General features: G+C 70.2%; 9 protein-coding genes and 1 tRNA gene. 5 read left to right on the top strand and 5 right to left on the bottom strand.

From position 1 onward, the window contains the following. Positions 1-62: 62 nt before the first annotated feature. From FHX82_RS01685 to pdhA, 3 genes are read right to left on the bottom strand one after another with little or no spacing between them, the layout of a single operon-like run. On the bottom strand, positions 63-1,316 hold the full coding sequence (locus FHX82_RS01685; RefSeq protein WP_145935013.1) for a dihydrolipoamide acetyltransferase family protein: 1,254 nt from the start codon (positions 1,314-1,316) through the stop codon (positions 63-65). 3 nt (positions 1,317-1,319) lie between these two features. Continuing rightward, positions 1,320-2,348: an alpha-ketoacid dehydrogenase subunit beta gene (locus tag FHX82_RS01690; RefSeq protein ID WP_145935012.1), complete on the bottom strand. Its 1,029-nt coding sequence runs from the start codon at positions 2,346-2,348 to the stop codon at positions 1,320-1,322. Further along, positions 2,348-3,556 carry a pyruvate dehydrogenase (acetyl-transferring) E1 component subunit alpha gene (gene pdhA / locus FHX82_RS01695; RefSeq protein ID WP_145935011.1) on the bottom strand — a complete coding sequence of 403 codons (1,209 nt, stop codon included), beginning with the start codon at positions 3,554-3,556 and terminating at the stop codon, positions 2,348-2,350. The genes FHX82_RS01690 and pdhA overlap by 1 nt, the downstream gene beginning before the upstream one ends. Positions 3,557-3,925: 369 nt before the next feature. Here pdhA and FHX82_RS01700 point away from each other — a divergent pair, with 369 nt between their 5' ends. From FHX82_RS01700 to FHX82_RS01715, 4 genes are all read left to right on the top strand, one after another. Then, positions 3,926-5,344, top strand: coding sequence for a M20/M25/M40 family metallo-hydrolase (locus FHX82_RS01700; protein ID WP_145935010.1), 1,419 nt, complete (start codon positions 3,926-3,928; stop codon positions 5,342-5,344). A 436-nt stretch (positions 5,345-5,780) separates the two neighbouring features. Beyond that, entirely contained in the window at positions 5,781-6,710 is a 930-nt protein-coding gene (locus tag FHX82_RS01705) for an ABC transporter substrate-binding protein (RefSeq protein WP_229880780.1), read from the top strand. A gap of 4 nt (positions 6,711-6,714) precedes the next feature. Beyond that, positions 6,715-7,647: an amino acid ABC transporter permease gene (locus tag FHX82_RS01710; RefSeq protein ID WP_145935008.1), complete on the top strand. Its 933-nt coding sequence runs from the start codon at positions 6,715-6,717 to the stop codon at positions 7,645-7,647. Beyond that, positions 7,644-8,417: an amino acid ABC transporter ATP-binding protein gene (locus FHX82_RS01715; protein ID WP_145935007.1), complete on the top strand. Its 774-nt coding sequence runs from the start codon at positions 7,644-7,646 to the stop codon at positions 8,415-8,417. Before FHX82_RS01710 ends, FHX82_RS01715 begins: the two co-directional genes overlap by 4 nt. Here the strand turns inward: FHX82_RS01715 and FHX82_RS01720 are convergent. Next, complete coding sequence (locus FHX82_RS01720) at positions 8,401-9,408, bottom strand: winged helix-turn-helix domain-containing protein (RefSeq protein WP_145935006.1); 1,008 nt, start codon at positions 9,406-9,408, stop codon at positions 8,401-8,403. The genes FHX82_RS01715 and FHX82_RS01720 overlap by 17 nt on opposite strands. Before the next feature lie 102 nt (positions 9,409-9,510). Between FHX82_RS01720 and FHX82_RS01725 the strand changes: the two genes are divergently transcribed. Further along, the gene (locus FHX82_RS01725) at positions 9,511-11,847 is read left to right on the top strand and encodes a translocation/assembly module TamB domain-containing protein (protein WP_183176424.1); all 2,337 of its coding nucleotides are present in this window, start codon (positions 9,511-9,513) and stop codon (positions 11,845-11,847) included. A 184-nt stretch (positions 11,848-12,031) separates the two neighbouring features. Here the strand turns inward: FHX82_RS01725 and FHX82_RS01730 are convergent. Next, a tRNA-Gly gene (locus tag FHX82_RS01730) sits at positions 12,032-12,104 on the bottom strand. Between the last annotated feature and the right edge of the window lie 168 nt (positions 12,105-12,272).

A 12,272-nucleotide genomic window follows, 5' to 3' on the forward strand; every position in this document is an offset into this window, starting at 1 on the left:
GAGCGCTCACTCCGTCAAGCGGACAAACGAAAACCGGCCCCGTGCGGGACCGGTTTTCGTGGTCAGTACGTGATAGCCATCGCCGGATCGGCCAGTATCGCGCCGACGTCGGCGAGGAACTGCGAGCCCTGCTGCCCGTCCACCAGGCGGTGGTCGAAGCTCAGCGCGAGCTGCAGCACCTTCCGGACGGCGAGCTGCCCGTCCACGACCCACGGCATGTCCTTGATCGCGCCGAAGGCCAGGATCGCCGCCTCGCCGGGGTTGATGATCGGCGTGCCCGTGTCCACACCGAACACGCCCACGTTGGTGATCGTGATGGTGCCGCCGAGCATGTCCGCGGGCGGCGTCTTCCCCTCGCGCGCGGTCGTGGTCAGCTGCTCCAGTGCGGTCGCCAGCTCCGCCAGTGACATCGCGTCGGCGTCGCGGATCTTCGGCACCACGAGCCCGCGCGGGGTCGCCGCGGCGATCCCGAGGTGCACGTAGTCCTTGTAGACGATCTCGCCCGCCGCCTCGTCCCAGGACGCGTTGACGTCCGGCGTCCGCTTCGCCGCCAGGCACACGGCCTTCGCCGCGAACGCCAGCGGGGTCAGCTTCACGCCCGCGAACGACGGGTGCTTCTTCAGCTTTTCCCGCAGCTCCATCATCGGCGTGACGTCGACGGTCAGGAACTCCGTGACGTGCGGCGCGGTGAACGCGCTACTGACCATCGCCTGCGCGGTGGCCTTGCGGACGCCCTTGATCGGCACCCGCCGTTCGCGCGCCCCGGCCTGGACCGGAGCGGCTTGCACCGGCGCGGCCTGCGTCGGCGCGGCGGCCCGCTGGACGTCCTCGCGCGTGATCACGCCGTCGACCGAGGAAGCGAGCGCCCTCAGGTCGACGCCCAGCTCCTTGGCGAGCTTGCGCACCGGCGGCTTGGCCAGCGGCACGTAGCCCCCCTTGGCGACGGGAGCCACCTCGGGCGCCTCACGGCGAGCGCGGCGCTTGGTGGTGACCGTCTTCGAGCCGTACCCGACGAGCGGCTTCATCTCCTCCTCCGCCGCGGGCGCGGACCCGTTGACGGCACCGCCGTGCGGATCGACGTCTACGGTCAGGATCGGAGCACCGACCTCGACCGTCTGCCCGGGCTCGACGAGGACCTCCGTGACCCTGCCCGCCCACGGGATCGGCAGCTCGACGGCGGCCTTCGCGGTCTCCACCTCGCACACGACCTGGTTGACCGTCACCTCGTCGCCGGGCTTGACCCGGACGCTGAGGATTTCGGCGTCGGTGAGCCCTTCCGCGGTGTCGGCGAGCAGGAACTGCTTGAACTCCGGCACCCCTCACCACCCCATCGAGCGGTCGACGGCGTGCAGCACCCGGTCCAGGTCCGGCAGGAAGTGCTCTTCCAGCTTGGCTGGCGGGTACGGGGTGTCGAACCCGGTCACCCGCAGCACCGGCGCCTCCAGGGAGTAGAAGCACTCCTGCTGCACGCGCGCGGCGATCTCCGAGGCGATGGACGACTCCGACGGCGCCTCGCTCACCACGAGGAGCCGGCCGGTGCGGCGCACGGACTCGAACACCGGGCCGAGGTCCAGCGGCGAAAGCGTGCGCAGGTCGATGACCTCCAGCGAACGGCCTTCGTCGGCGGCCGCGGCCGCCGCGTCCAGGCACACCTTCACCGAGGGGCCGTACGCGACCACGGTGGCGTCGGTGCCCGCACGCAGCACGCGCGAGGCGAACAGCGACCCCGGCGGCGCGGAAGTGTCCACTTCGGACTTCACGTGTCCGTTGTGGTACAGGCGCTTCGGCTCGAAGAACAGCACCGGGTCGTCGCACGCGATGGCCTGCTGGATCATCCAGTAGGCGTCGGCCGGGTTCGAGCACGACACGACCTTGAGCCCCGGGATGTGCGCGAACAGCGACTCCGGCGATTCCGAGTGGTGCTCGACGGCCCCGATCCCGCCGCCGAACGGCACGCGCACGACCACCGGCACCTTGATCCGGCCCTGTGAGCGGTAGTGCAGCTTCGCGAGCTGGCTGGAGATCTGGTCGAACCCGGGGAAGATGAACCCGTCGAACTGGATCTCGCACACCGGGCGGAACCCGCGCACGGCGAGGCCGACCGCGGTGCCGATGATGCCGGACTCCGCGAGCGGCGTGTCGAGCACGCGCTGTTCGCCGAAGTCCTTCTGCAGCCCGTCGGTGATGCGGAAGACGCCGCCGAGCTTGCCGACGTCCTCACCCAGGATGATGACCTTGTCGTCGGCCTCCATCGCGGCCCGCAGGCCGAGGTTCAGCGCCTTGCCGATCGTCAGCGTCTGCACGGCGGCGGGCGTCTCGTCCACTTTGGACCTCACCGGGGCGGCCATCAGCGCTCACCCGCCGTCGCGAAACCGTCGAGGTAGGAGAGGTACTCCTCGCGCTGGGCGTCGAGCACCGGGGAGTTCTCCGCGTAGACGTTGGCGAACACTCGTTCCGGTGGCGGTTCGGGCATGTTGAACGTGAACTCGCGCAGCTGCGCGGCGAACTCGTCGGCTTCGCCCTGGACCTGGTCGAAGTACGACTGGTCGGCGTGGCCGTTGCGGGCGAGGTACGCGCGCACGCGCTCGATCGGGTCCTTGAGCTTCCACGCCTCCAGCTCGTCGGAGAGCCGGTAGCGCGTCGGGTCGTCGGTGGTGGTGTGCGCGTCCATGCGGTAGGTGAAGGCCTCGATCAGCACCGGGCCGTTGCCGTGCCGGCACTCGTCGAGCGCCCAGCGCGTGACGGCGAGGCAGGCCAGCACGTCGTTGCCGTCGACGCGGATGCCGGGGAAGCCGTAGCCGCGGGCGCGCTGGTAGAGCGGCAGGCGCGACTGGCGTTCGGTCGGCTCCGAGATGGCCCACTGGTTGTTCTGGCAGAAGAACACCAGCGGCGCGTCGTAGACCGCGGACCACACGAAGCCCTCGTGCACGTCGCCCTGGGAGGTGGCGCCGTCGCCGAAGTACACGATGGTGGCCTCACCGTCCTCGTCGCCGACCTTCCCTTCGAACTTCTGGCCCATCGCGTACCCGGTCGCGTTGAGCACCTGGTTGCCGATGACGATGGTGTAGGGGTGGAAGCCGTGGGCCTTGAAGTCCCAGCCGCCGTGGTCGGTGCAGCGGAAGATGCCCATCAGGTCGCGGAAGTCCACGCCGCGCGCGTAGGCGACGCCGTGCTCGCGGTAGCTGGGGAACGCCATGTCCTGCGGCTTCAGCGCGCGGCCCGAGCCGATCTGCGCCGCCTCCTGGCCGAGCAGCGGCACCCAGATGCCCAGCTGGCCCTGGCGCTGCATGGCGTTGGCCTCGCGGTCGGCGCGGCGCACCAGCACCATGTCGCGGTACAGCCCGCGCAGCGCCTCGCCGTCGATGTCCTGGACGTAACGGTCGAACTGGGGTGAAGCGACCCGTTCGCCCTCGGGCGTGAGCAGCTGGGTCAGCTCAGCGCCACCTTCACTCGTTGCTCGCAAACCCGCGATCACCTGCTCCGGGGACGGTTGTGCGGCCTCGGCCGCCGGTCCTTCGCCGGGCTCCGGGTGCGTCCACTGTTCGGGGGACGGCATGCGCGTTCTCCTCGGTGTCGTGCCGCGAAGCCACTTGTGGCGGCCTCGGCGGGCGAGACCGGCGGCCACCAGCGCATTCGGGTCCGAAGCGCTCGGGCAGCCGTCGGCCGTGACGGCTTTACGCCGTCATCCTGACACGAAGGAGGGGTCACAGGTCAGTACCGGTGGCTGATTTGTTGCTGAGAAACCATGGCTGAGCTGCGCAAACACTAGGACTACCGACGATGTGGGCGCCGAAAGTCGGCCTTGCACACGGGGTGTGAGCAGCCGGTTGGGTGGGCTCCGCGGAGCGTGTGCCGGGTGGGCGCTGCTGAACGGGAAGCGATCGTGAGCTGCGCCACACCAGGCAGGCGCTGGCAGAATGGCCACGTGGATCAGACAACCGTGCGTGAGACCGTGTCCCGGCTGTGGGAGAGCGAGGTCGTGCCGAGCCTGTCCGGGCTGGTGCGGATCCCCGCGTTGTCCCAGGCGTTCGATGCCGACTGGGCTGCCAACGGCCACCTGCAGGCGGCGGTCGAGCACGTGCGGGGCTGGATCGCGGGGCGCGACCTGCCCGGCGCGACGCTGGACGTGGTGCGGCTGGAGGGTCGCAGCCCGGCCCTGGTGGTCGACGTGCCCGCCACGCCGGGAGCGGAGGGTCGCGGCACGGTGCTGCTGTACGGGCACCTCGACAAGCAGCCGCCGGTGGGCGGCTGGTCCGAGGGCCTCGGCCCGTGGCAGCCGGTGGTGCGGGGCGAGAAGCTGTACGGCCGCGGCTCGGCGGACGACGGCTACGCGGCGTACGCGGCCACGACGGCGCTGGAAGCGGTGCACGCGGCGGGCGGGCAGCACGCCCGGTCGGTGGTCCTGCTGGAGACGGGTGAGGAGTCCGGCAGCCCGGACCTGCCCGCGTACCTGGAGCACCTGTCGGCGCGCCTCGGCGAGGTGTCGCTGGTGGTCTGCCTCGACTCGGGCGGCAACGACTACGAGCGGATGTGGCTGACCACGAGCCTGCGCGGCATGGTGCACGTGAACGTGACGGTGCGGGTGCTGCGGTCCGCGCAGCACTCCGGGCTGGCCAGTGGTGTCGTGCCCAGCTCGTTCCGCGTGCTGCGGCAGCTGCTGGACCGGATCGAGAACGCGGAGACGGGCGAGATCAAGCTGGCCGAGCTGAACGTCGAGATCCCGGCGAACCGCCTGGATGAGACGCGGGCGACGGCCGCGGTGGCGCCGGGCGCGATGGCCCGAGCGTTTCCGCTGGTCGAGGGCATGCGCCCGGTCTCGGACGACGAGGTCGAGCTGATGCTGAACAACAGCTGGCGGCCCACGTTGTCGGTGATCGGCGGGGCGGGCTTCCCGGAACCGGCGAACGCGGGCAACGTCCTGCGCACCGCGACGACGCTCGCGCTGAGCTTCCGCCTCCCCCCGACGGCCGACTCGGCGGCGGCGCTGAACGCGGTGGAGAAGGCGCTGACAACGGACGTCCCGTACGGCGCGCAGGTGGAGCTCTCGGGCGTCGAGCACGCGGGCGGCTGGAACGCGCCCGACCCGGCGCCCTGGCTGTCGGCGACGCTGGAGAAGGTGAGCACGGAGGTCTTCGACGCCCCGTGGCGAGCAGTCGGCCTCGGCGGCTCGATCCCGTTCATGGGCCTGCTGGCGGAGAAGTACCCGCGGGCACAGTTCCTGGTGACGGGCGCACTCGGCCCGGACTCGAACGCCCACGTCCCGGACGAGTGGCTGCACCTCGGACAGGCCCGCCGCGTGACGGAAGCGGTGGCGCACACCTTGGACGCCCACGCGCGAGGGTAATGACCTCTCTTTGCGCAGGTCACTAGAGACCTGTCGAAGTGGACCCGGCAGCCTTCCGGACGGTGGGCGGGCCGGGTTTCGCGTTTTCAGACGACCCGTACTTCGGGCGCCCATCGCGGCCGCCGTCACGAAGTAGCCGTTCTGCTTCGTCTCGTCGACGAACACGGTCTGAGACACCTAGAGATTGTCGGTGATGGTTTCGACGGGCCACCGCGTCGTTCCACGTCACACCTCCACTGTGGATCGCTGCGCCGCTGGGACGTGTCCGCTGCGCCGTCCGGTCCCGAAGCCCCGGCGTGCGGAGTTAACCCCCCGTTACCGCCCGGTTGCCCGCGTTGTCGACATCACGCCGTGACCTCCCTGGTGCTGCGGAGGGAGCCATTCGGATGGCAGGATGCGTGGACTCATCCGGTATGACCTACTAGGAGTGACGAACGTGGCGCGTGCAACATCCTTCAAGGCGCTTGCCCTGCTGCCGGCCTTCGCACTGGCCGGCCTGACCATCGGTTGCGGTTCCGGTGGCAACGGGTCGGGTGGCACGGGGCCCAGCGCCGGCGCGCCCGCCGCACAGGAGATCCCCGCCGAGGCCAAGGACGCGAAGCTCGCCGCCATGGTGCCCGCCGGGATCGCCGCCGACGGCAAGATCGTCGTGGGGCAGGACCAGAGCTACGCGCCCAACGAGTTCGTCGACAACGGCAAGGTCGTCGGCTTCGACGTGGACCTCGGCAACGCCATCGCCCAGAAGCTGGGGCTGACCGCGGAGTTCCAGAACGCCGCCTTCTCCGGCATCATCGCCGGCGTCGGCTCCGGGCAGTACGAGCTGGCGATGTCGTCGTTCACCATCAACGCCGAGCGGCTGCAGACCGTCGACATGGTGTCCTACTACAGCGCGGGCACCTCGCTGGCCGTGCCGAAGGGCAACCCGGACAAGATCAGCCTCGACGACCTGTGCGGCAAGAACATCGCCGTCCAGCAGGGCACCGTCCAGGTCGACGACCTCACCAAGCGCTCGGACGACTGCGTCAAGGCGGGCAAGCCCGCCATCACGATGCAGCAGTTCCAGGCCCAGACCGACGTGAACCTGCAGGTCCAGACCAAGCGCAGCCAGGGCATGCTCGCCGACTCGCCGGTGATCGACTACGCGGTGAAGCAGACCGGCGGCAACGTCGAGGTCGTCGGCCAGCCCTACGACAGCGCCCCGTACGGCATCGCGCTGAAGAAGGGCCAGGGCACCTACGCGCAGGCCATCCAGGGCGCGGTGCAGGCGATCATCGACGACGGCACCTACGCCAAGATCCTCGCCAAGTGGGGCCTCAACACCGCGGGTGCGGTCCAGAAGGCGGAACTGAACCCGGCCGTCAGCTGATCCCATGACCGACACCGAAAACCGGACGCACGCCGAGGACATCCGGGCGGTCCCGGTGCGCCACTACGGCCGCTGGGTAGCCGGGGTGATCATCGCGTTCGTCGCGTTCATCGTCATCCGCAGCGTCGTCACCAACGCCAACATGCAGTGGGACGTCGTCGGCCAGTACCTGTTCAACGACCGGGTGCTCGAGGGCCTGGTGAACACCCTCAAGCTGACCGCCATCTCCATGGTCATCGGTGTGGTGGGCGGCATCCTGCTCGCCGTGATGCGGATGTCGCCGAACCCGCTCGCGGCGGGCGCGTCGGGCACGTTCATCTGGCTGTTCCGCGGCACTCCGCTGATCACGCAGCTGGTCATCTGGAACTACCTCGCGCTGTTCTACCCGCGGCTCGGGATCGGCATCCCGTTCGGACCCGAGTTCGTCAGCGCCGACACGAACTCGCTCATCTCGCAGCTCTCCGCCTCGCTGCTCGGCCTGGGGCTGAACGAGGCGGCGTACATGGCCGAGATCGTGCGCGGCGGCATCCTGTCGGTCGACGCGGGGCAGCTCGAAGCCGCGGCCGCGCTCGGCCTGTCCCGGTCGAAGACCCTGCGGCGGATCGTCCTGCCGCAGGCGATGCGGGTGATCATCCCGCCGACCGGCAACGAGACCATCGCGATGCTCAAGACGACCTCGCTGGTCGTCGTGATCGGCTACTTCGAGCTGATGGTCGCGACGCAGCAGATCTACTCGCAGAACTACCGGATCGCGCCGCTGCTGATCGTCGCCGCGTTGTGGTACCTGTTCATGACCTCGGTGCTGACGCTGATCCAGATGCAGATCGAGAAGTACTACGCGCGCGGCACCTCGCGGGCGACGGCCACCCGCCAGAAGTGGGCGAACCGGATGCTCGGCTTCAGGTTCGGCAACCGGGACCAGGGAGGGCAGCGGTGACGCCCGTCGTGCAGGCCCAGGGCATCCACAAGCGGTTCGGCCGCCTGGAGGTGCTCAAGGGCATCGACTTCGAGGTCGCCGAGGGCGAGGTCGCCTGCCTCATCGGCCCGTCGGGCTCGGGCAAGTCCACGCTCCTGCGCTGCATCAACCACCTGGAGAAGATCAACGCCGGGCGGCTGTTCGTGAACGGGCACCTCGTCGGCTACCGGCAGCGCGGCGAGAAGCTGTACGAGCTGCGGGAGAAGGAGATCGCGGCGCAGCGGCGGGACATCGGCATGGTGTTCCAGCGGTTCAACCTGTTCCCGCACATGACGGCGCTGGAGAACATCATCGAGGCGCCGGTCCAGGTCCGCGGCGAGAGCAAGGCCGAGGCCCGCGAACGCGGGCGGGAGCTGCTCGCCAGGGTCGGCCTGGCGGACAAGGAGAGCTCCTACCCCGGGCAGCTGTCCGGCGGGCAGCAGCAGCGGGTGGCGATCGCGCGGGCGCTGGCGATGCGGCCGAAGCTGATGCTGTTCGACGAGCCGACGTCCGCGCTGGACCCGGAGCTGGTCGGCGACGTGCTGGGCGTGATGCGGCAGCTCGCGGCGGACGGCATGACGATGATCGTCGTGACGCACGAGATGCAGTTCGCCCGCGAGGTCGCGGACAAGGTGGTGTTCATGGACGACGGGGTCGTGGTCGAAGCGGGCCCGCCGGATCAGGTCATCGCCAACCCGCAGCACGAGCGGACGCGCGGGTTCCTGTCCCGGGTGCTCAACCCGAACGCCTGACGTCGTAGGTGGAGGGCGCCACGCGGACCAGCCGGTTGGTGGCGTTCAGGGCGTTGCGCAGGCCCTCGCGGGTGATGGGACGGGCGAGGCGGGCGCGGATCTCGTCGAGGTGCAGGGGTCTGCCCTCGGTCTCGATGAGCCGCACGGCGTTCTCCGTGCTGGAGCCGCCGGGCTCGGCGTAGGGCTCGATGTGCCAGGACTCGAGCGCGAAGGTGCTCGGGGCGACCCGGACGAAGCGGCTGTCGGCGTTGAGCCGGTTGTACAGCGGACCGCGGCTGTACTGCCGGTCCATGCGCCGCAGCAGCTCGTCGAGGTGCAGTGGCTTGCCGGCCTGGGTCAGCAGGTCCGCCGCGAGGTCGGTCGCGGTCGGGCCGCGGGTGGTGCGCTTGCCCGGCGAGATCCGTTCCACCGCACGGTGCAGCGCCCGCCGTGGCTGGTGCAGCTCGGTCTCGGTGACGCGGTAGCCGCAGTGCGCGAGCCAGCGCACCAGCTCCTCGTCGGTGAGCGAAAAACCGCGTGCGGCGAAGATCTCGGCGGGAGCTTCGGCACGCAGCGCCTCGCCGAGCGCGGTCACGGCGTCCCGGGTGGTGGCGACGGCGCTCGGCAGGTCCGGCACCGCGGCCCAGCCGTGGTCGACCTCGAACACCCCGCCGAACCGGGCCAGCACGCGCCACGCGGCGACGTTCGGAGCGATCACCGGGTAGTCGAGCGCCGGGTACCTGGCGAGCAGCCGGGCCAGCGGCAGAACGGGCTCGATTTCGGCGCGCAGCCGGTCGGTCCACCGGCGCAGGTCGCCGTCGTGGCACAGCGCCGCCTTGACGCGCTCCTCGAACCCGGCCTCGATCGCGTCGCGGTGTTCGGGCGCGGGAAGGTACTGGCCGAACCAGCGGTACGCGTCCTCCTCGTCGGCCCACAGCCGCCGCCGGAGGGTGGCCAGCTCGCCGTAGGTCACGCCCTCGGTGACCGCTCTCAGCTCCGCGAGGGCCTCCATCCCTCGACGATAACCGCGTCCGGCGGTCACCTCAGCGAAAGCGCACAACCGGAGTAACGCGACGGCTAAGGTCGGTTGCGCGCGGAACCGGAGGAGGGGTGGATGGCGAACGGGCAGTCTTGGCCGGTGGACAGCGACCTGCCGCCGCTCGACCCGTTCGCGGGCGTGCCGGACGCGCGCTACCACGTCTCCGCGGCCGACCTGCTCCGGCCGTTGCTCGAACCCGGTAGCGGCGGGCTGTTGCGGTGGCGCAGGCACAGCAGCAACGCGCCGATCGTGCCCGTGGAAAGCGCTTACATCACCGGGCGGCTGGACCTGCGCGGAGCGGACCTGGACTGTCTTTTCCGGTTCGAGAACTGCCGGTTCGAGCAGGCGCCGGACGTGCGCGAGGCGAAGCTGCTGGGACTGGTGTTCCGGCGCTGCTGGTTGCCGGGGCTCAAGGCGCGGAACCTGCGCAGCCGCAACGACATCCGCCTCATCCGCAGCGTCGTGCAGCCGTTCCCCGGCGGCACCGACGACGGCGAGACCGCCGTGCAGCGCGGTGACACCAGGGAACGCGGCGTGCCGGACGCGGCGATCAACCTGACCGACGCCGTGATCGAGGGTTCGCTCGTGCTGACGCGCACCCGCATCGCGTCGCACGGCCGCGCGCTGCAGGCCGACCGGCTCAAGATCAGTGGCGCGCTGCTGGCGTACCGGCTCAAGGCCGACGGCGAGGTCCGCGTGCCGGGCATGTGGACGGGCGGCAACGTGAACTTCTCCGGTGCCACGCTCAGCAATCCCGGCGGCCTGGCGCTCGACGCGAACGGCGTGCACGTCGGCGGCAGCCTGCTGTGCGAGGTCGACAACTTCGGCTCGGCCGACCGGCGGCAGCCGTTCACCGCACGCGGGGTGCTGCAACTGCCGAGCGCCCGCGTCGACGGCGACATCGTGTTCCGCGGCGCCGACCTCGCGAGCCCGCAGCGCGGCTCGATCGCCGTCGACGCCTGGAATTCCAGTGATCCGTACGTGGATCCGTGGCCCGCGCTGGTCGCGGACCGGATGCGGGTCGAGGGCAACGTCGAGCTGTCCGACGAGTTCTCCGCGGTCGGCACCCTGCGCATGATCAACACCCGGATCGGCGGCACGCTGCGGCTCGCGGGCGCGCGGCTCAAGGTGCCGCGCGGTGGCGTCGAACCGTTCTACGACCGCGCGCTGCACCTGGACGGCAGCGAGATCGACGGCGATCTGGAGGCGACGGCGTTGCGCGTGCCGTCGGGGCAGCTGCGGATGGCGGACGTCCGGATCGGCGGCAACGTGCTGGCTTCGCGTGCGCACCTGCAGCACGCCGGCCGGGACGTGTTCTCCGCGCGGCGCATGAAGATCGCCGGGAACCTGCACCTGACCGACGCGACGATCGAGGGCACGGTGCGGCTGCAGGGCACGGAGGTCGGCGGCAGCATCGAGCTGTACGGCTCGCACGTCACGGAGCCCACGATCCGCACGCAGACGAGCTATTCGGTCGATCTGCGCACGGTGCGGGTGGGCCGCAACATCAGCCTCACCGAGTCCCGCGAACGGCACTTCCGCGCTTCGGGTGGGGTGAACATGGACGGGGCGAGCGCCGCCCGCCGGGTGGATCTGACCGCGGCGGAGCTCGATGCGCTGCCGGGGCACGAGATCGCGCTCGACGCGAGTGACCTGACGGCCGACGAGCTGCTGCTCACCCCCGGCGCGCGTCCCGGTGGCCGGATCCTGTTGCGGCACGCCCATTGCCGGACACTCGGTGACAACGACGCGTTCTGGTCGGCGCGGGGCGGGATCGAGCTGGAGGACTTCCGCTACGACGTGCTGAACCACCCGATCGAGATGAAGGACGATCGGGCGGTGGACAGGCGCATCAGGCAGCTGCGCGAAGCGATGGACGGCTACCGGCCGGGCCCGTACGACCAGCTGGCGACGATGTTGCGTAGCAGCGGCAACGAGGAGCACGCGGACACGGTGTTGTTCCGCAAGCAGCAGTACCGGTACGAGGCGCTGGCGCAGGGCTACCGGGTGCTGGGGCCGGGTGTGCGGCTGTGGAGCTGGTTGCAGCGGTGGATGGTGGGCTACGGCTACCGGCCGGTGCGGGCGCTGGGGTGGCTGGTCGGGCTGCTCGTGGCGGGCAGCCTGTACTTCTGGCTGGGCGACGACTCGTGCGTGTCGGACCCGGTGCGGTACATGGTGAGCGGCCCACGCTGCGCGGTGGACCAGCAGGAGACGGGCCTGCAGTGGAACCCGTTGCTGTACACGGCGGACCTGCTGGTGCCGATCGTCGACTTCGGCAACAAGAACCGCTGGTACATGCACGGCCTGGACAAGTGGGTCAGCGACGCCTTCATAGCCGCGGGCTGGATCCTGGCCACCACAGTAGCCGCAGGCGCCGGCCGAATGATCCGCCGAGACACCCAAAGCAAATAAACCGAAGCTCCGCGACGGGAAGTGGGCGGTCACCAAGCCGAACCCACCCACCCAACGCAACCACAGGCAGGGGGGTGCAGGGGGGCGAAGCCCTCCCTGCCGGGGGTTCGGGGGTCCGACCCCCGATGAGATGGCGAAGGGGCCAAGGCTCGCGCGTTCCGCGAGCACACGTCCCCCAGCCCCGAGCGGACGACGGGATTCGAACCCGCGACCCTCACCTTGGCAAGGTGATGCGCTACCAGCTGCGCTACGTCCGCACGCCCCGTTAACCGGTGCGTCGCCCACTTTATACCCTGCCGCTTGGGGGCGTTACAGGCACCCGGTCGGAGGTAACTCTGTCACTCCCGGAGTACAAGGGGTGACGCCAAGCGTTTCGCTCCGTATGGTGTCTCCATTCAACCGAACGGGTTAGTCCCGCCCGGGGA

Origin of the sequence: Amycolatopsis bartoniae, from assembly GCF_014191255.1 — a bacterium.
GTDB lineage: Bacteria > Actinomycetota > Actinomycetes > Mycobacteriales > Pseudonocardiaceae > Amycolatopsis_E > Amycolatopsis_E bartoniae.